This window comes from Thioalkalivibrio sp. ALE28 (assembly GCF_000377425.1).
Lineage (GTDB): Bacteria > Pseudomonadota > Gammaproteobacteria > Ectothiorhodospirales > Ectothiorhodospiraceae > Thioalkalivibrio.
Genome location: NZ_KB898100.1, coordinates 99790 through 116909, shown reverse-complemented (window position 1 = coordinate 116909; position 17120 = coordinate 99790). Strand labels below are relative to the sequence as shown.

Below are 17120 nucleotides of genomic sequence, written 5' to 3'. Positions count from 1 at the left end.
TGCAATGATAAAGGGCCAACCGAGATGGTTGGCCCTTGGGGTAGGTCATCCGTCGCAATTCGCCGGATTATTTCCGGCGCAGCTTCTGGATCATCTGCAGGCGGGCGGCCGCCTCGACCAGTTCCGCCTGGGCCTTCGCGTAGTCGAAGTCGGCCTTGGAATTCTCCAGGGCCTCCTCCGCGCGCTTCTTGGCCTCCAGGGCCTCGGCCTCGTCGAGGTCCTTGGCCCGCACTGCGGTGTCCGCGAGGACGGTTACGTGGTAGGGCTGGACCTCGAGGATGCCGCCGGAGACGAACACCGGCTGCGGCTCGGCGCCTTCCTTTTCCTGGATGCGCAGTTCGCCCGGATTGAGCCGGGCGAGCATCTGGGTATGCCCGGCATATACGCCGACCTCGCCACCTTCGGCGGGCGCGGCGATCATCAGGGCCGTACCGGAGTAGATGGACTCCTCCGCACTGACCACATCCACATGCATATTCATGGGCATAACGCCTTGCTCCTTAGCCGAGCTTCTCGGCCTTCTCGACGGCTTCCTCGATGGTGCCGACCATGTAGAAGGCCTGCTCCGGCAGGTGGTCGTATTCACCGTCGACGATCGCCTTGAACGCACGGATGGTGTCCTTCAGGGACACGTACTTGCCGGGCGCCCCGGTGAAGACCTCGGCCACGAAGAACGGCTGCGACAGGTAGCGCTGGATCTTGCGCGCGCGGGCCACGACCAGCTTGTCGTCTTCCGACAGCTCGTCCATCCCGAGGATCGCGATGATGTCCTTCAGCTCCTTGTAGCGCTGCAGGGTACCCTGCACCGCACGGGCGGTGTCGTAGTGCTCCTGGCCAATGATCTGCGGGTCCAGCTGGCGCGAGGTGGAATCCAGCGGATCCACCGCCGGGTAGATCCCCAGCTCGGCGATCTGGCGCGACAGCACGACGGTCGCATCCAGGTGCGCAAAGGTCGTGGCCGGGGACGGGTCGGTCAAGTCATCCGCCGGCACGTAGACGGCCTGGATGGAAGTGATCGAACCCTTCTTGGTCGAGGTGATGCGCTCCTGCAGCACACCCATCTCTTCCGCCAGGGTCGGCTGGTAACCCACCGCGGACGGCATACGACCCAGCAGCGCGGAGACCTCGGTCCCGGCCAGGGTGTAGCGGTAGATGTTGTCGATGAACATCAGCACGTCGCGGCCTTCGTCACGGAAGAACTCGGCCATGGTCAGACCGGTCAGCGCGACGCGCAGACGGTTGCCCGGCGGCTCGTTCATCTGGCCGTAGACCAGGGCCACCTTGTCGAGGACGTTGGAGTCCTTCATCTCGTGATAGAAGTCGTTCCCTTCACGAGTACGCTCGCCCACGCCGGCAAACACGGAATAACCGGAGTGCTCGATCGCGATGTTGCGGATCAGCTCCATCATGTTGACGGTCTTGCCCACGCCGGCGCCGCCGAACAGGCCGACCTTGCCGCCCTTCGCGAAGGGGCACAGCAGATCGATGACCTTGATGCCGGTTTCCAGCAGCTCGGTGGAGCCCGCCTGCTCGTCGAAGGTCGGGGCGGCGCGGTGGATCGACCAGGTCTCCTGGGCCTCCACGTCGCCGGCGTTGTCCACCGGACGACCGAGGACGTCCATCACGCGGCCCAGGGTCCCCTTGCCGACCGGCACGGAGATCGGCTTGCCGGTCGCGGTAACCGGGGTCTGACGCTTCACACCCTCGGTGGTACCCATGGCGATCGTGCGCACGACGCCGTCACCCAGCTGCTGCTGGACTTCCAGGGTCAGGCCGTTTTCCAGGGTCAGGGCGTCGTAGACCTTGGGCACTTCGCCGTGGGGGAACTCCACATCCACGACGGCGCCGATGATTTCGACAATCTTTCCAGAACTCATTTGTTCATCCTCGTAAGTCGTAATTCGTGCCGAGTCGACCGATACGTGACGGCGGGCGCTAGACCGCGGCCGCGCCGCTGACGATCTCGGAGATCTCCTGGGTGATCGCGGCCTGGCGCGCCTTGTTGTAGACGAGCTGCAGGTCCTTGATCATCGTGCCGGCGTTGTCGGAGGCGGACTTCATCGCCACCATGCGCGCGGCCATTTCGCAGGCCACGTTCTCGACCACCGCCTGGTAGATCAGGGACTCGACATAGCGCTCGAGCAGCGTATCCATCACCGGATGCGTGTCGGGCTCGTAGATGTAATCCCAGTGGTGCTTGAGCGATTCGTCCCGGCTCGGCGCCGTCGGCAGCAGCTGGGTCACCTCGGGCTGCTGCGTCATCGTGTTGACGAACTTGTTCTCCAGCAGCACGACGCGGTCCACCTTGCCGTCGCGGAAGTTGTCCAGCACCACCTTGATCGACCCGATCAGGTCGTTGATGTGCGGACGGTCACCGAGATCTTTGGCTTCGGCCACGATGTTGCCGCCAAGGCGCTTGAAGAACTGCAGCGCCTTGTTGCCCACCACGCAGAGATCGACCTCGACACCCTCGTCGCGGTACCGGCGCATCTCGCCGACAGCCTTCTTGAACAGGTTGGTATTCAACCCGCCGCAGAGGCCGCGATCGGTCGACACGATGATCAGCGCCACGCGCTTCACTTCGCGCTCAACCATGAACGGATGCTTGTACTCGGCATTCGCCATGGCGACGTGACCGATCACGTCGTGGATCTTCTGCGCGTAGGGCCGGGACTCTTCCATACGGTCCTGGGCCTTGCGCATCTTGGACGCGGCGACCATCTCCATCGCCTTGGTGATCTTCTGAGTATTCTGGATACTCTTGATCTGCGTCCGAATCTCCTTAGTGCCCGCCATTGCGTGCTCCCGTTACCAGCTGTGCTTGGCCTTGAACTCTTCCAGGGCCTTCTTCAGCTTTTCCTGGATGGAGTCGTTGTAGTCGCCAGTGCTGTTGATTTCGTCCAGGAGCTCCTTCTGCGAGGAACGCGCATAGGCGATCAGTTCCTTTTCGAAGCTCACGACCTTTTCCGCCTCGACGTCGTCGAGGTAGCCCTCGTTCGCGGCATACAGGGAGAAGGCCATCTCGCCAATGGACATCGGCTGGTACTGACCCTGCTTCATCAGCTCGGTCACGCGCTTGCCGCGATCCAGCTGCTTGCGGGTCAGTTCGTCCAGATCGGAGGCAAACTGCGAGAATGCCGCCAGCTCGCGATACTGGGCCAGCGCCAGACGCACGCCACCACCGAGCTTCTTGATGATCTTGGTCTGCGCCGAACCACCCACGCGGGAGACCGACAGACCGGCGTTGATCGCCGGACGGATACCCGAGTTGAACAGGTCGGTCTCGAGGAAGATCTGGCCGTCGGTGATCGAGATCACGTTGGTCGGCACGAACGCGGACACGTCGCCGGCCTGGGTCTCGATGATCGGCAGCGCGGTCAGCGAACCGGTCTGGCCCTTCACCTCGCCGTTGGTCTTTTCTTCCACGTACTCGGCGTTCACGCGGGAGGCCCGCTCCAGCAGACGCGAATGCAGGTAGAAGACGTCGCCCGGATAGGCTTCGCGGCCCGGCGGGCGGCGCAGCAGCAGGGAGACCTGACGGTAGGCCCAGGCCTGCTTGGTCAGGTCGTCGTAGACGATCAGGGCGTCTTCGCCACGGTCGCGGAAGTATTCGCCCATCGCGCAGCCGGCATACGGGGCAATGAACTGCATCGCGGCCGACTCGGAGGCGTTGGCGGCGACGATGATGGTGTTCTCCATCGCGCCGGCCTCTTCCAGCTTGGCCACCACGGACGCAACCGACGAGGCCTTCTGGCCCACGGCGACGTAGATGCACTTAACGCCGGAGTCCTTCTGGTTGATGATCGCGTCGATCGCCACGGCGGTCTTGCCGGTCTGACGGTCGCCGATGATCAGCTCGCGCTGGCCGCGGCCGACCGGAACCATGGCGTCGATCGCCTTGATGCCGGACTGCAGCGGCTGGTCGACGGACTGGCGTTCGATAACGCCCGGGGCGATCTTTTCGATCGGGCTGGTCACGTCGGTGTTCACCGGGCCCTTGCCGTCGATCGGGCGACCCAGGGAGTCCACCACGCGACCGAGCAGGGCCTCGCCCACCGGGACCTCGAGGATGCGGCCGGTGCACTTGACCGTGTCGCCTTCCTTGATGTGCTTGTAGTCACCCAGGATCACGACGCCGACGGAGTCGCGCTCGAGGTTGAGCGCCATGCCGAAGGTGTCCTCGGGGAACTCGAGCATCTCGCCCTGCATGACGTCACCCAGGCCGTGCACACGCGCGATACCGTCGGTCAGGCTGACCACGGTGCCCTCGTTGGAGGCCTCGGAGGAGGCATCGAATTTCTCGATGCGCTGTTTGATCAGATCACTGATCTCGGAGGGATTCAGTTGCATGTTAAATATCCTCTTAGCGACTCAAATTGGCAGCCAGGCGGTTCAGCTGGCCTCGCACGGAGCCGTCGATTACCAGGTCGCCGGCGCGGATGATGGCGCCCCCCAGCAGGGAGCTGTCGACTGAGCATTCGAGATCGACTTCGCAGCCCAGGCCCTTGACCAGGGCGTCGTGGATCTCTTTCTCCTGCGCCTGCGTGAGCTTGCGGAAGGCGGTGACATCGGCGTGCACGCGCTGTTCCGCGGCGGCCTTGAGTTCCTCGAAGGCGTCACGGACGGCGGGAAGGGCCGGCAGGCGGCCGTTCTCCGCCAGCAGGCGCACCAGATTGCCGGCCTCGGCACCGACCTTGTCACCGGCCACGTCCAGCACCAGCTGGGCGCGATCGGCACGCGGGAGCCGCGGGTTGGAGAGGAGACTGTGCATCTGCGAGTCGCTGGCGATCGCCGCCAGCAACTCGAGCTGCTCGGCCCAGCCGGCGAGATCCTTGGCCTCGCGGGCCCGCTCGAATGCCGCGCGGGCGTAGGGTCGGGCGACCGAAATCAGGTCTGACATAACGTCTCCTTAGAGCTTGGCCGCGAGCTTCTTGAGCAGATCGCCGTGGGCCTTGGCGTCAATCTCCTTGGCCAGGATCTGCTCGGCGCCGGCAACCGCCAGTTCGGAGACCTGCTTGCGCAGCTCTTCCTTCGCGCGATTGAGCTCCTGCTCGATTTCGGATTGCGCCGCTTCCTTGATGCGGTCGCCTTCCTCGCGGGCCGTGGTCTTGCTCTCCTCGACCAGATCGTTGGCACGCTTCTGGGCGGAGGCGACGATCTCGTTGGCCTGCTGCTTGGCTTCCTTGATCACCTCGGTCGCACGCTCCTGGGCGAGCTCCTGCTCTTTCTCGCCGCGCTCCGCTGCGGCGAGACCGTCGGCAATCTTCTTGCGACGCTCTTCCAGGGCGTTGGACATGGGCGGCCAGACGTAGCGCATCGTGAACCACACGAAGACGCTGAACGCGAGCAGCTGGCCGATGATGGTCAGATTGATATTCATCCTGCTACCTCGGGTTGACGAGTGTGAGGGATCCTCGGGACTCGGTCAGCCTCTTAGCCCAGGGCGAACAGAACGTACAGGCCGATACCCACACCGATCATCGGCACGGCGTCGGTCAGACCCATGACGATGAAGAACTGGGTACGCAGCATCGGGATCAGTTCCGGCTGACGCGCGGCGCCTTCCAGGAAGCGACCACCCAGGGTGCCCACGCCGATCGCGGCGCCGACAGCGGCCAGACCCAGGAGCAGAGAGCCAGCCAGAACGATCAGAGCGTTTGCCATTTCCATTTTTGTATCTCCAGTCGAGTGTTGAAACAGTCAGTTGAGTAGGAAGATCGGAATCAGTGGTCTTCGCTGTACGCCATGTCCAGATAGACGACGGTCAGCACCATGAAGATGAAGGCCTGCAGCGGCACCACGAGGATGTGGAAGATCGCCCAGCCGACATGCAGCACGCCGCCGGCCAGACCCAGGATCAGGCCCGCGGAGTACATCACGCCGATCAGGATGAAGATCATCTCCGCTGCGTAGAGGTTGCCGAACAGTCGCAGGGCGAGCGAGGCCGGCTTGGCCAGCAGGTTGATGAACTCCAGGACGAAGTTGATCGTCCAGAAGATCGGCTTCAGGAACACGATGTTGGTCTGGAACGGGATACCCGTGAGTTCCTTGATGAAGCCGACCGGGCCCTTGATCTTCAGCGAGTAGTAGATGATCAGGATAAACACGCCCAGCGCGAGGCCGGCGGTCACGTTGATATCCGTGGTGGGCACGATCTTGAAGTACGGGATGCCCAGCAGATAGGCGATGTGCGGCAGCAGATCCACCGGCACCAGGTCCATCAGGTTGAGCAGGAAGATCCAGACAAAGATGGTCAGCGCGAGCGGCGCGACCATGTCGTTCTTGTGCTTGAAGGAACCACGGACGTTGTCGTTGACGAAGTCCATGGTCATTTCGACGAAGTTCTGCCAGCCGCCCGGGACGCCGGCGGTGACCTTCTTGGCCGCGGCGCGGAACGTCAGGATAAACAGCAGACCCAGACCGATCGACCAGAGCATGGAGTCGACATGGATCGCCCAGAAGCCCATCTCGGCGGCTTCGGTGCTGGTCGAGGCGAAGCTCAGTCCGTTCTCGGGGTGGAGCCCGAAGGTGAGGTTCGTGAGATGGTGAGCAATGTGCTCTTCCATCGTGGGCAGTTCGCTTTCTGAAGCCATGCAGTTATCTCGTCATTGCTTGATCAGAAACCCGATGCAGCCACCACAGGGGGGCCAGGTGCACCAGGAGGAAGATGCCGAACAGGGCCGGAAGGTCCGGCTCGTCCAGGTAAGCGAACGCCACCCCGAATGCCACCGCGATGATTGCCAGTCGTCCCAGCTGTGCGCCCATCATGCGGGCGGTCAGCGAGCCCACCTGATCGGCTCTATAGGGCCGAAACACGACGACCGCGGCCACGGCGTTGCCGAGGGTCGCGGTCATGCCGCCCACCGCGGCCGAGATCGCCACGATCGGGGGGAACAGGGCCAGAAGCAGGCCCGACAGAATCAGCGTTAAGGCGAGCTGCAGACCCAGCGATTGTAAGGCGTGTCTGAAGCGTCGCGGTGTCATTCAGCGGATGGGCACACCCACCCCTCTCCCAAAAAGTGCGCGTAGTATAAGAGCGCCCTTCTATTAGGTCAAACCGTTATGGGGCTGTAAGCAGGGGTTTGGGCCCGGTGCGGGCGGGGCGCGCGGACGGCGTTGCCGGGAGGATTGGCGCGGGGAGTCCGCGGCCTCTACTGGATGTGTTCGAGGATCCCGTCGAGCTCGTCGAGGCTGTTGTACTCGATGACCAGGCGACCCTTGCCCTGGCGGTTGTACCGCACCTGCACCGGGGCGCCGAGCTGGTCGGACAGGCGGCTTTCCAGTTGCCGGACTTCGGGCGAGGGTCCGGTGTCCTTCTTCGGCTCCGGGGTGGCGGCCAGGACCTTCTTCACCAGTTGTTCGGTCGCGCGCACGGAGAGCCCGCGCTTGACCACGGTGGCGGCCACCCCCGGCTGATCGTCGAGGGGAACAGCGAGCAGGCAGCGCGCATGGCCCATTTCCAGGCGGCCCTCGTTGACGTGTTCCTTCACGCTGTCGTGGAGTTCCAGCAGGCGCAGCAGGTTGGTCACCGAGGTGCGCGAGCGGCCCACGGCATCGGCCGCGGCCTGGTGGGTCATCTCGAACTCCCCGATCAGGCGGCGGATCGCCTGGGCCTCCTCCAGCGGGTTCAGGTCCTCGCGCTGGATGTTCTCGATCAGGGCCATCGCGGCGGCGGCCTGGTCGGGGATGTCGCGCACCACCGCCGGAACGGTCTCCAGCCCCGCGATCTGGGCCGCGCGCCAGCGGCGTTCGCCGGCGATCAGTTCGTAGCCATCCTCCAGCCGCCGGACGACGACTGGCTGCACGATCCCCTGGGCACGAATGGAGTCCGCGAGTTCCGCCAGGGCGGCCTCGGCCATATGCACGCGCGGCTGGTATTTGCCACGCCGGATCTGCTCGATCGGGAGCTGATCCAGGCTGTCGGCTTCGTCGCCGCCGGCCTGGGCGCCGGAAAGGAGGGCATCGAGGCCGCGGCCCAGTCCACGTTTCGCCATGGTCGATCGTTCCTGCAGACAGTCGGTTGGGGGCGGGCGGCGTCAGCGCCGCAACATCTCGCCGGCCAGGGCCAGGTAGGCCACCGCGCCACGCGAGGAGGCATCATACAACAAGGCCGGCTGGCCAAAACTGGGGGCCTCGGCCAGGCGGATGTTGCGCGGGATCACGGTGCGGAACACACGGTCGCCGAAATGGCCGGTCAATTGTTCGGAGACGTCGCCGGACAGGCGGTTGCGCGGGTCGAACATGGTGCGCAGCAGCCCGGAGATGCGCAGCTTCGGGTTGGGCCCGCGCTGGATGCTCTCGATGGTGCGCATCAGGGCGGTCAGGCCCTCGAGGGCGTAATACTCGCACTGCATCGGGATCACGACGCCGTCGGCGGCGACCAGGCCATTGACGGTAAGCAGGTTCAGCGACGGCGGGCAATCCACCAGGATGTGGTCGTAGTTCGCGGCGGCCGCGCCTAGCGCATCCTGCAGGCGGTATTCGCGGCGATCGGCCTCCATCAGCCGGACCTCGGCCACGGTCAGGTCGCCGTTCGACGGGACCAGGTCGTAGCCGGCCTCGACCCGGTGGGCAGCCTCGGCGACCGTGGCCTGGCCCAGCAGCACCTCGCAGGAGGTGGGGTCGTCGGCATGCTTGTCCACGCCGGAGCCGGTGGTGGCATTGCCCTGGGGATCCATGTCCACCACGAGTACGCGCTTGCCCAGGCGCGCCAGCGATGCGGCCAGGTTAACGCAGGTGGTGGTCTTGCCGACCCCGCCCTTCTGATTGGTGATCGCCAGTGTATCGGTCACGGCTCAGGCTCTCTCGATAATGGCAACGTGGCGCTCGGCCACCTCGCCGGGAATGGTAACCGGATCCACCCGGCGGTACGCCCAGGGCGCCGGCAGGGGGTCATCGACCACCCGCCGCTGTCCGAGCATGGCCAGCACCCGGCCCCCGGGCGCCACGGTGTGTGCGACCCGCGCGAGCATCTCGGCCGGGGCCTTGAACGCCCGCGACAGCACGGTGGTATACGGCGCCTCGGGGTGGAAGTCCTCGATGCGCGCGTGGATCGCCTCGGCGTTCGCCAGTCCGGTCAGGCCGATCACGTTACGCAGGAAGCGGATGCGTTTGGCCGCGCTGTCCAGCAGACAGAAGTCGCGCTCACGTTCGGTCGCGGCCAGGATAAACCCCGGGAGCCCGGCCCCGGTGCCCACGTCGAGCACGCGCTCGCCCTGAAGATACGGGCGCAGGGTCAGGCTGTCGAGTACGTGACGTGGAATCAGCAAGGCGGGATCGCGCACCGCGGTGAGGTTGTGCACCCGGTTCCAGCGCTGGAGCTCGGCGAGGTACGTCGCCAGCACCTCGCGGGCGCGGGCATCCAGGTCCCAGGCATCGGCACAGGACGCGAGCCGCGCCCCCCAGTCCTCACTCGCCACTGGCGCGCTGCTCCAAGGACACACTGATCCATGTACACCCTCGCGCTCGAGTCGCTTTTGCGTGCCAACAAGGCGCGGTGACCGCCGTGCAGTCATTCTGCACAAGGGAGCCGCAACGCCGTGCGCGCGCCCGTTTCTGATACCAACGGGCGGCCGAGCCCCTTCGGGGTTGGCACCCCAGGTTTTCGGATCCTGCGTTGCACCCCGAATCCATCAGAAACGGGCGGGTAGAACCACTACCCGCTGCGCGCCGCGCCTGGTCTCGGAAAACCTGGGGTACCAACGCGAGGGTGTACATGGATCAGTGTGTCCTTAGGTGTACGGCCAGGGCCGACAGCGCGGCCGGGGTCACGCCGGGAATGCGCTGGGCCTGGGCCAGGGTATGCGGACGGAATTCGGCCAGCTTCTGGCGGATCTCGTTGGACAGGCCGTGGACCCGGTCGTAGTCGAGACCGTCCGGCAGGGCCGTCTGCTCGGCGCTGGCCTGGCGCTCGATCTCGGCCTGCTGGCGCTCGATGTACCCGGCGTATTTGGCCTGGATCTCGGCCTGCTCGCGCACGTCCGGGGCGCAACCCGCATCCAGTTCCGGGAGGGCCTGCATCAGGGCGTCATAGTCGGCCTCCGGCCGGCGCAGCAGGTCGAGCAGCGTGGCATCCGGGTCCGGGGCCTTGCCGAGGAGCTCGACCAGGGCCGGGCGGCTGCGCTGATCGCGGTCCGGTCGCGTCTGGGCCAGCCGGCTCATCTCCGACTCGATCGCCGCCGCGCGGCGCTCGAACCGTGCCCAGCGGGCATCGTCGACCAGACCGTACTCGCGTCCGATCGGCGTCAGGCGCAGATCCGCGTTGTCCTCGCGCAGCAGCAGCCGGTACTCGGCGCGCGAGGTGAACATGCGGTAGGGCTCCTGCGTGCCGCGGGTGACCAGGTCGTCGATCAGCACGCCGATGTAGGCCTCGGAACGCTGCGGGATCCAGGGTTCGGCGTCCCGGGTCAGGCGGGCGGCATTGAGCCCGGCGACCAGGCCTTGCGCCGCGGCCTCTTCGTATCCTGTGGTGCCGTTGATCTGCCCGGCAAAGAACAGATTGGCCACCTCGCGCGTGGCCAGCGACGGGCGCAGGCCGCGCGGGTCGAAGTAGTCGTACTCGATCGCGTAGCCCGGACGGGTAATACGCGCGTGCTCGAATCCCTCGATGCTCTGCACCAGCGGCACCTGGATCGCATACGGCAGGGAGGTGGAGATCCCGTTCGGGTAGAGCTCGTGCGTGGTCAGCCCTTCCGGCTCGACGAAGACCTGGTGGCTGGTCTTGTCGGCAAAGCGCACGACCTTGTCCTCGATCGAGGGGCAGTAGCGCGGTCCGGTGCTGTCGATCTGGCCGGAATACATCGGGGCCTGATCGAGGTTGGCGCGGATCAGGTCGTGGGTCTTCTCGCTGGTGCGCGCGATATGACAGGGGCGCTGGGCCGGGTGGTCGTCGGCCGAGCCGGTGAACGAGAACACCGGGCGCGGGTCATCGCCCGGCTGCACCTCGAGGCGCGCGAAGTCGACGCTGCGCCCGTCGATGCGCGGCGGGGTGCCGGTCTTCAGGCGCCCGACCGCAAAGGCCATCTCGCGCAGGCGCGCGGCCAGGCGCACGCTCGGCGGATCGCCCGCGCGACCGCCCGGCTGCCGGGTCAGCCCGGTGTGCATCTGGCCGTTGAGGAACGTCCCCACCGTCAGCACGACGGCACGGGCCTGGAACGCAGTCCCCGCCTCGGTGACCACGCCGGTCGCACGATCGCCCTCCATGGTGATGTCGGCCACCGGCTGCTGGAAGATCTCCAGATTCGGCTCGGCCTCCACGAAGTGGCGAATGGCCTGGCGGTAGAGCTGCCGGTCGGACTGGGCGCGGGTCGCGCGCACCGCCGGGCCCTTGCGCCGGTTGAGGATGCGGAAGTGGATGCCGGCGGCATCCGCCGCACGTGCCATCACGCCCCCCAGGGCATCGATCTCCTTCACCAGGTGGCCCTTGCCGATGCCGCCGATCGCCGGATTGCAGCTCATCTGGCCGATGGTCTCGATGTTGTGGGTCAGCAGCAGCGTGCGCGCACCCGCGCGCGCCGCGGCCAGTGCGGCCTCGGTGCCGGCGTGTCCGCCGCCAATCACGATGACATCGAATGTTTCTGCCATGACCTCTGCAAGCCCGGCCGGTGGTCGGCCCGAAAACGTAAAATCAGCAGTTTAGCAGGAGTGGCGGCGGCGTCGAAGCGGCCGCATGGGGATCCATGTTTCCCTGCACCATCACTTGCCGATGCAAAACCCGGCGAAGATCTCGCCGAGCAGGGCCTCGTGGTCCTGGCGACCCAGCAGGGCATCCAGCGCGGCCTCGGCCAGGCGCAGCTCTTCGGCAATCACATCCGGCGGGGCCTGCGCGTCGATCGCGGCCAGGTGGTGGTCGGCCGAACGCAGACCATCGAGGTGGCGCGCCCGCACGCTGAATCGCTGCTGACCGCCCTCGCCGGCACCCAGGCGCTCGACGATCGCCTGCTTCAGTGCTTCGATGCCCGCACCCGTGCGCGCGGAGATGGCGATCCCCTCGCCTGGAAGGGAATCCTTTGCAACGCAGTCCTGCTTGTTCCAGACCGTAAGACGCGGGATCTCGGGCGCGGCCTCCAGATCGGGGACGGCCTCCGGCCGGGTCAGGTCCCGCAGCTCCACGATCAGATCGGCCCCGGTCGCGGCCTCGCGGGCGCGCTCCATGCCGATCCGCTCCACCGGGTCGTCGCTGGCATGCAGTCCGGCGGTGTCGATCAACTCGACCGGGATGCCGTGGATGGCGATCGGCGAGCGCAGCACATCGCGCGTAGTCCCGGGGCGATCGGTGACGATCGCCACCTCACTCTCGGCCAGGCGGTTCATCAGGCTGGACTTGCCGACATTCGGGGCCCCCACCAGGGCCAGACGCAGGCCCTGGGCGAAGTACCGGGCCGGGCGCAGGCGCTCCAGCAACGCGACGATGGTGGCGTGCAGTTCCTCCGCCCGCCGGGCGATGTCCGGGGCCGCCTCGGATTCAAGATCGGTCTCGCCGAAGTCGATCTCGGCCTCGATGACCACGCGCATGTCGCGAATCGCGCGGGAGACCGGCTCCAGCTCCGCGGCCAGCGCACCATCGAGGCTGGAGCGGGCCAGGCGCGCGGCCTCGGCCGTCTGGGCATGGATCAGGTCGGCGACGGCCTCCGCCTGCGCGAGGTCGAGGCGGCCGTTCAGAAAGGCCTGTTCGGTGAATTCGCCCGGCCGCGCGCGGCGGGCCCCGAGATCGACCGACGCCGCGACCAGCGCCTCCAGCAGCACCGGGCTGCCGTGCCCCTGCAGCTCGACCACGTCCTCGCCGGTGAAGGAATGGGGGGCGGGGAAATAGAGGATCAGGCCATCGTCGATGGCCTCGCCACTGGCCGGATTGATGAGGCGGCCGTAGTGGGCATGGCGCGGTCGCAGGCTGTCGCGCCCGGTCAGGCGCCGTGCGATCTCCAGCGCCTCGGCGCCCGACAGGCGCACGACGCCTATTCCGCCGACCCCCGGCGGGGTGGCGACCGCGACGATAGTGTCCGTCACGGTCACGGCCCGGTCAGCTCTTCTGCTTGTCCGGGTCCTCGCCGCCCTCGATCTTGCGCGTGATGTACCACTGCTGGGCGATGGAGAACAGGTTGTTGGTGAACCAGTACAGGACCAGACCTGCCGGGAAGAAGGCGAAGAACACGGTGAACACGAACGGCAGCGCCATGAAGATCTTCTGCTGCACCGGATCCATCGGCGGCGGGTTCAGCTTGTACTGCACGAACATGGACACGCCCATCAGGATCGGCAGGATGAAGTACGGATCGCGTGAGGACAGATCCTGGATCCACAGCCACCACGGGGCCTGACGCAGTTCCACACTCTCCAGCAGCACCCAGTACAGGGCGATGAATACCGGGATCTGCACCAGGATCGGGAGACAGCCACCCAGCGGGTTGATCTTCTCCTTCTTGTACAGGTCCATCAGCGCCTGGTTCATGCGCTGCTTGTCGTCCTTGTAGCGCTCCTTCAGGGCCTGCAGCTTGGGCGCGACCTTGCGCATGCGCGCCATCGAGCGGTAGCTGGTCGCGGACAGCTTGAAGAACGCCAGCTTGATCAGGATCGTCAGGATGACGATCGCCCAGCCCCAGTTGCCGACCACCGCATGGATCTTGTCCAGCAGCCAGAAAAGGGGCTTGGACAGGAAGGTGAAGATGCCGTAGTCGACGGTCAGCTCCAGACCCTGTGCGATCTGGGATAGCTCGTCCTGCAGCTTCGGGCCCACCCACAGGCGCGTGGAAAATGCGCCGCTGGAGCCGGCCGGGATCTGGATCGATTCGGAGTGGAGGCCGATCAGGTACTCGTCACCCACCTCGCCCGGCACCGCGCGGGCATAGAGCGCATTGACCTCGTCCTCGCCCGGGACCCAGGCGGACACAAAGTAGTGCTGGATCATCGCGACCCAGCCACCCTGGATGCGCGCCTGGATGGGGTCGTCGCGCAGCGACTCGAAGCGTTCGCGCTCGTAGCTCCCATCGAAATAGGCGGCACCGGTGAAGGTGTAAAGCCACCAGGACTCGCGGTCGGGCGTGGGGCCGTGACGCAGCTGACGGTACTGGCGACCGCTCCAGGTGGAATCCGAGCGGTTGTGGACCTCGTAGTCCACCTCGATCAGATGCGAGCCGCGGGTGAAGGTATAGGTCTTGATGACCTCGATCTCGCCATCCTCGGAGGTCCAGCGCAGCGGGACCTCGAGGGTGTCCTGACCCTCGGCCAGTTCGAAGCGGTCCTGGTCGACCTCGAAATTGGCGTGATGCGACGGGGCGCGACCCTCCATGGAACGGTCGTTGACCCGGTCATGGGTCAGGCCGCTCTGGGCAACATAGCCCCGGACCCGATGGTCGAACAGGCGCACAGGGACCAGCGGATCGTCCTGCAGGTCCCGCGGGTACTGCAGCAGGTCCGCCCGCAGGAGCGTACCGCCACGGGTATCGATCAGGATCTCGTGGGTGTCGGTGCGCACCGTGATCTGGCGGCGGTCCGGCTCCTGCAGCGTACTGACCTGTGGCGCATCGTCCGCGCGCGGCTGGTCCTCCGACTCGAACTGCGGCGCATCCGGCACATCCTCCGGCCGCGCGTCCGGATCCTCCTCGGCCTGCTCGGCGGTACGATCCGGCTGGGAGGGAGTGCCGTAATCCTGATTCCAGGCCTGCCACATCAGGAACAGGACAAAGGCCAGGGTTAGCCACAGGAGGGGACGAAGGTTATCCATGAGCGCGACTACTTTGAGGATCGAGTGCTGGGAGAATCGGAACGCGGTGCCGGAACCGGATCATAACCGCCCGGGGACCAGGGGTGGCAGCGCAGGATGCGCCGCAGACCCAGCCAGAAGCCCCGCAGGACCCCGTGGGTCTCGACCGCCTCGACGGTATACGCCGAGCAGGTCGGATAGTGACGGCAATGCGGGGCCATGAACGGCGAGATCCCGTACTGGTAGGCCCGCACGGGCAGCAGGGCAATCTTGCGGGGCAGGCTCATTGCAGACGTTCCAGCAGGCTGTCGATTTCGGCGCGCAATGCGCGTCGCTCGGCGCTCGCCGCGCCACCCCGCGCCAGCACGATCATGTCGAGCGGCGGCAGCTGGGCGCGGCGCACGCGGAACGCCTCGCGCACGATGCGCTTGATCCGGTTGCGGTCCGTGGCATGGCGCACATGCCGCTTGCCGATAGCCAGGCCCAGACGCGCCTCGCCGGTCTCCGAACGCCGATAGAGCAAGGTCAGGTCGCGACCGCGCTGACGCCGGGCATCCTCGAATACACGCTGGTAATCCGCGCCCGTCAGCAAACGGACGCGGCGCGGAAAGGTCTGGATGGCTGGCGCCGCGGTCACGGGAGCCGGCGCGCCGCCCGGTTTACGGGCAGAGGCGCTTGCGGCCCTTGGCGCGACGGGCGTTCAGGACCTTGCGGCCACCACGGGTGGCCATGCGGGCCCGGAAGCCGTGCGTGCGGGCGCGGACGAGCCGGCTGGGTTGGAAAGTGCGCTTCATGTCGGTTCCCGGTGACGCTTGGTTAAAGGGCGGTGAAAACTATCGCCATCCGGGGACAAAGTCAATCTCGGGGTCGGCAAGCCGCTGGCACCGCGGGGGCCCATCGGCGTAGACTCGGGGACTTCCATTCCCCGCCGCCCCGGAGACAAACGCGTGTCAGCCAATGCCCTGTGGACAGCCTGTCTGGACCGCCTGCAGGGGAAGGTCAGCGAGCAACAACTCAACACCTGGCTAAGGCCACTGCATGCCGAAGAATCGGAGGGCTCGCTGCGCCTGCTGGCGCCGAACCAGTTCGTATTCGAGCACGTGCGCGACCACCTCCTGGCGTCGATCGAGGAAACAGTGGGCGAGCTGCAGCCCGCGAACGACCATTCGGGTCGGCGTGTGCGGCTTGGCATCGGCGGTGCGGAGCTGCCGACGGCCCCGGTCCCCGATCCCCACGAGTCCCAGCGCGAGCGCGCCGCGGCGGAAAAGGCGAGCCCGCCACCCCGTCCCCAGGGCCCGGTCAGCAACCTGAACCCCGCGTTCACGTTCGACACCTTTGTCGAGGGGAAGTCCAATCAACTGGCGCGGGCCGCGAGTCTGCAGGTCGCAGAGAATCCCGGGGTGGCCTACAACCCGCTGTTCATCTATGGCGGGGTGGGGCTCGGCAAGACCCATCTGATGCACGCGATCGGGCACAGCATCCTGGCGCGGCATCCGGAGGGGCGGATCATCTACCTGCACTCCGAACGTTTTGTGGCGGACATGATCAAGGCGCTGCAGCACAACGCGATCGACGAGTTCAAGCAGCACTACCGCTCCGCGGACGCACTGCTGATCGATGACATCCAGTTCTTCGCCGGCAAGGAGCGTTCGCAGGAAGAGTTCTTCCACACCTTCAACGCCCTTCTGGAAGGCCAGCAGCAGATCATCCTGACGTCGGATCGGTATCCGAAGGAGGTCGAGGGGCTCGAGGAGCGCCTGAAGTCGCGCTTTGGCTGGGGCCTGACGATTGCGATCGAACCGCCCGAACTGGAGACGCGCGTCGCGATCCTGCAGCGCAAGGCCGAACAGGCCGGGATCGAGCTTCCCACCGAGGTGGCCTTCTTCATGGGCAAGCGCATCCGGTCCAACATCCGCGAACTGGAAGGCTCCCTGCGTCGGGTGATCGCCAACGCCCATTTCACTGGCAAGCCGATCACGCTGGATTTCGCGAAGGATGCGCTGCGCGATCTGCTGGCGGTCCAGAACAAGTTGATTACGCTGGAGAATATCCAGAAGACCGTGGCGGATTACTATCGCGTGAAGGTCGCGGATCTGCTCTCCACCCGACGCAGCCGTTCCATCGCCCGGCCGCGTCAGATCGCGATGGCACTGGCCAAGGAACTGACCCAGCACAGCCTCCCGGAGATCGGCCAGGCCTTCGGCGGGCGTGACCACACCACCGTGATCCATGCCTGCCGGAAGGTGGCGGAATTGCGCGAGGCGGATGCGAGCCTGGACGAGGACTACTCCAACCTGTTGCGGACATTGAGCAGTTGAACGCGGGGCATTCCGGTGGGCCGAAACCTGTGGATAAGCTGGGTGCAACACCGGTATGGATGCGGGGAAAAATCGAGGGGGCAAACTGTCCACAGGTTGGCAAC

The 17120-nt window shown here is 66.0% G+C and carries 19 protein-coding genes; 1 reads left to right on the top strand and 18 read right to left on the bottom strand.

What is annotated here, in order from left to right; all coding sequences use genetic code 11:
• Nucleotides 1-67: 67 nt before the first annotated feature.
• From D105_RS0109370 to rpmH, 18 genes are all read right to left on the bottom strand, one after another.
• A complete protein-coding gene (locus D105_RS0109370) occupies nucleotides 68-487 on the bottom strand; it encodes a F0F1 ATP synthase subunit epsilon (protein WP_018867623.1) in 420 nt (139 codons plus the stop codon).
• Nucleotides 488-500: 13 nt separating this feature from the next.
• Entirely contained in the window at nucleotides 501-1877 is a 1377-nt protein-coding gene (gene atpD, locus D105_RS0109365) for a F0F1 ATP synthase subunit beta (protein WP_018867622.1), read from the bottom strand.
• A 58-nt stretch (nucleotides 1878-1935) separates the two neighbouring features.
• Nucleotides 1936-2796 (bottom strand): F0F1 ATP synthase subunit gamma, encoded by an 861-nt coding sequence (gene atpG / locus D105_RS0109360; protein ID WP_018867621.1) that lies wholly within the window; start codon nucleotides 2794-2796, stop codon nucleotides 1936-1938.
• Nucleotides 2797-2808: 12 nt separating this feature from the next.
• The gene (atpA, locus tag D105_RS0109355; RefSeq protein ID WP_018867620.1) at nucleotides 2809-4350 is read right to left on the bottom strand and encodes a F0F1 ATP synthase subunit alpha; all 1542 of its coding nucleotides are present in this window, start codon (nucleotides 4348-4350) and stop codon (nucleotides 2809-2811) included.
• A 13-nt stretch (nucleotides 4351-4363) separates the two neighbouring features.
• Nucleotides 4364-4900, bottom strand: a complete 537-nt coding sequence (locus D105_RS0109350; RefSeq protein WP_018867619.1) for a F0F1 ATP synthase subunit delta — start codon at nucleotides 4898-4900, stop codon at nucleotides 4364-4366.
• Between the two features lie 9 nt (nucleotides 4901-4909).
• Nucleotides 4910-5380, bottom strand: a complete 471-nt coding sequence (locus D105_RS0109345) for a F0F1 ATP synthase subunit B (protein WP_018867618.1) — start codon at nucleotides 5378-5380, stop codon at nucleotides 4910-4912.
• A gap of 53 nt (nucleotides 5381-5433) precedes the next feature.
• A complete protein-coding gene (atpE, locus tag D105_RS0109340) occupies nucleotides 5434-5670 on the bottom strand; it encodes a F0F1 ATP synthase subunit C (protein WP_012983953.1) in 237 nt (78 codons plus the stop codon).
• Nucleotides 5671-5723: 53 nt separating this feature from the next.
• The gene (gene atpB, locus D105_RS0109335; protein ID WP_018867617.1) at nucleotides 5724-6566 is read right to left on the bottom strand and encodes a F0F1 ATP synthase subunit A; all 843 of its coding nucleotides are present in this window, start codon (nucleotides 6564-6566) and stop codon (nucleotides 5724-5726) included.
• Nucleotides 6567-6597: 31 nt separating this feature from the next.
• Nucleotides 6598-6984 (bottom strand): ATP synthase subunit I, encoded by a 387-nt coding sequence (locus D105_RS0109330; protein ID WP_018867616.1) that lies wholly within the window; start codon nucleotides 6982-6984, stop codon nucleotides 6598-6600.
• A gap of 167 nt (nucleotides 6985-7151) precedes the next feature.
• A complete protein-coding gene (locus D105_RS0109325) occupies nucleotides 7152-7994 on the bottom strand; it encodes a ParB/RepB/Spo0J family partition protein (protein ID WP_018867615.1) in 843 nt (280 codons plus the stop codon).
• Nucleotides 7995-8036: 42 nt separating this feature from the next.
• Complete coding sequence (locus tag D105_RS0109320; protein ID WP_018867614.1) at nucleotides 8037-8792, bottom strand: ParA family protein; 756 nt, start codon at nucleotides 8790-8792, stop codon at nucleotides 8037-8039.
• 3 nt (nucleotides 8793-8795) lie between these two features.
• A complete protein-coding gene (gene rsmG, locus D105_RS0109315) occupies nucleotides 8796-9419 on the bottom strand; it encodes a 16S rRNA (guanine(527)-N(7))-methyltransferase RsmG (RefSeq protein WP_018867613.1) in 624 nt (207 codons plus the stop codon).
• A 301-nt stretch (nucleotides 9420-9720) separates the two neighbouring features.
• Nucleotides 9721-11583, bottom strand: a complete 1863-nt coding sequence (mnmG, locus tag D105_RS0109310) for a tRNA uridine-5-carboxymethylaminomethyl(34) synthesis enzyme MnmG (protein WP_018878244.1) — start codon at nucleotides 11581-11583, stop codon at nucleotides 9721-9723.
• Nucleotides 11584-11694: 111 nt separating this feature from the next.
• The gene (gene mnmE / locus D105_RS0109305; RefSeq protein WP_026280461.1) at nucleotides 11695-13011 is read right to left on the bottom strand and encodes a tRNA uridine-5-carboxymethylaminomethyl(34) synthesis GTPase MnmE; all 1317 of its coding nucleotides are present in this window, start codon (nucleotides 13009-13011) and stop codon (nucleotides 11695-11697) included.
• 7 nt (nucleotides 13012-13018) lie between these two features.
• Nucleotides 13019-14719, bottom strand: coding sequence for a membrane protein insertase YidC (yidC, locus tag D105_RS0109300; RefSeq protein ID WP_018878242.1), 1701 nt, complete (start codon nucleotides 14717-14719; stop codon nucleotides 13019-13021).
• Nucleotides 14720-14727: 8 nt separating this feature from the next.
• Nucleotides 14728-14985 carry a membrane protein insertion efficiency factor YidD gene (gene yidD / locus D105_RS0109295; protein ID WP_018878241.1) on the bottom strand — a complete coding sequence of 86 codons (258 nt, stop codon included), beginning with the start codon at nucleotides 14983-14985 and terminating at the stop codon, nucleotides 14728-14730.
• Nucleotides 14982-15335 (bottom strand): ribonuclease P protein component, encoded by a 354-nt coding sequence (gene rnpA, locus D105_RS0109290; protein ID WP_018867609.1) that lies wholly within the window; start codon nucleotides 15333-15335, stop codon nucleotides 14982-14984. The genes yidD and rnpA overlap by 4 nt, the downstream gene beginning before the upstream one ends.
• A gap of 22 nt (nucleotides 15336-15357) precedes the next feature.
• Nucleotides 15358-15492, bottom strand: coding sequence for a 50S ribosomal protein L34 (gene rpmH, locus D105_RS0109285; protein ID WP_018141118.1), 135 nt, complete (start codon nucleotides 15490-15492; stop codon nucleotides 15358-15360).
• Between the two features lie 153 nt (nucleotides 15493-15645).
• Here rpmH and dnaA point away from each other — a divergent pair, with 153 nt between their 5' ends.
• On the top strand, nucleotides 15646-17016 hold the full coding sequence (dnaA, locus tag D105_RS0109280) for a chromosomal replication initiator protein DnaA (protein WP_018867608.1): 1371 nt from the start codon (nucleotides 15646-15648) through the stop codon (nucleotides 17014-17016).
• The last annotated feature ends 104 nt before the right edge of the window (nucleotides 17017-17120 follow it).

What these genes read in the sequence shown, in the direction of transcription:
- D105_RS0109370 (WP_018867623.1), bottom strand. Translation starts at nt 487, where the DNA reads ATGCCCATGAATATGCATGTGGATGTGGTCAGTGCGGAGGAGTCCATC.
- atpD (WP_018867622.1), bottom strand. Translation starts at nt 1,877, where the DNA reads ATGAGTTCTGGAAAGATTGTCGAAATCATCGGCGCCGTCGTGGATGTG.
- atpG (WP_018867621.1), bottom strand. Translation starts at nt 2,796, where the DNA reads ATGGCGGGCACTAAGGAGATTCGGACGCAGATCAAGAGTATCCAGAAT.
- atpA (WP_018867620.1), bottom strand. Translation starts at nt 4,350, where the DNA reads ATGCAACTGAATCCCTCCGAGATCAGTGATCTGATCAAACAGCGCATC.
- D105_RS0109350 (WP_018867619.1), bottom strand. Translation starts at nt 4,900, where the DNA reads ATGTCAGACCTGATTTCGGTCGCCCGACCCTACGCCCGCGCGGCATTC.
- D105_RS0109345 (WP_018867618.1), bottom strand. Translation starts at nt 5,380, where the DNA reads ATGAATATCAATCTGACCATCATCGGCCAGCTGCTCGCGTTCAGCGTC.
- atpE (WP_012983953.1), bottom strand. Translation starts at nt 5,670, where the DNA reads ATGGAAATGGCAAACGCTCTGATCGTTCTGGCTGGCTCTCTGCTCCTG.
- atpB (WP_018867617.1), bottom strand. Translation starts at nt 6,566, where the DNA reads ATGGAAGAGCACATTGCTCACCATCTCACGAACCTCACCTTCGGGCTC.
- D105_RS0109330 (WP_018867616.1), bottom strand. Translation starts at nt 6,984, where the DNA reads ATGACACCGCGACGCTTCAGACACGCCTTACAATCGCTGGGTCTGCAG.
- D105_RS0109325 (WP_018867615.1), bottom strand. Translation starts at nt 7,994, where the DNA reads ATGGCGAAACGTGGACTGGGCCGCGGCCTCGATGCCCTCCTTTCCGGC.
- mnmG (WP_018878244.1), bottom strand. Translation starts at nt 11,583, where the DNA reads ATGGCAGAAACATTCGATGTCATCGTGATTGGCGGCGGACACGCCGGC.
- yidC (WP_018878242.1), bottom strand. Translation starts at nt 14,719, where the DNA reads ATGGATAACCTTCGTCCCCTCCTGTGGCTAACCCTGGCCTTTGTCCTG.
- yidD (WP_018878241.1), bottom strand. Translation starts at nt 14,985, where the DNA reads ATGAGCCTGCCCCGCAAGATTGCCCTGCTGCCCGTGCGGGCCTACCAG.
- rpmH (WP_018141118.1), bottom strand. Translation starts at nt 15,492, where the DNA reads ATGAAGCGCACTTTCCAACCCAGCCGGCTCGTCCGCGCCCGCACGCAC.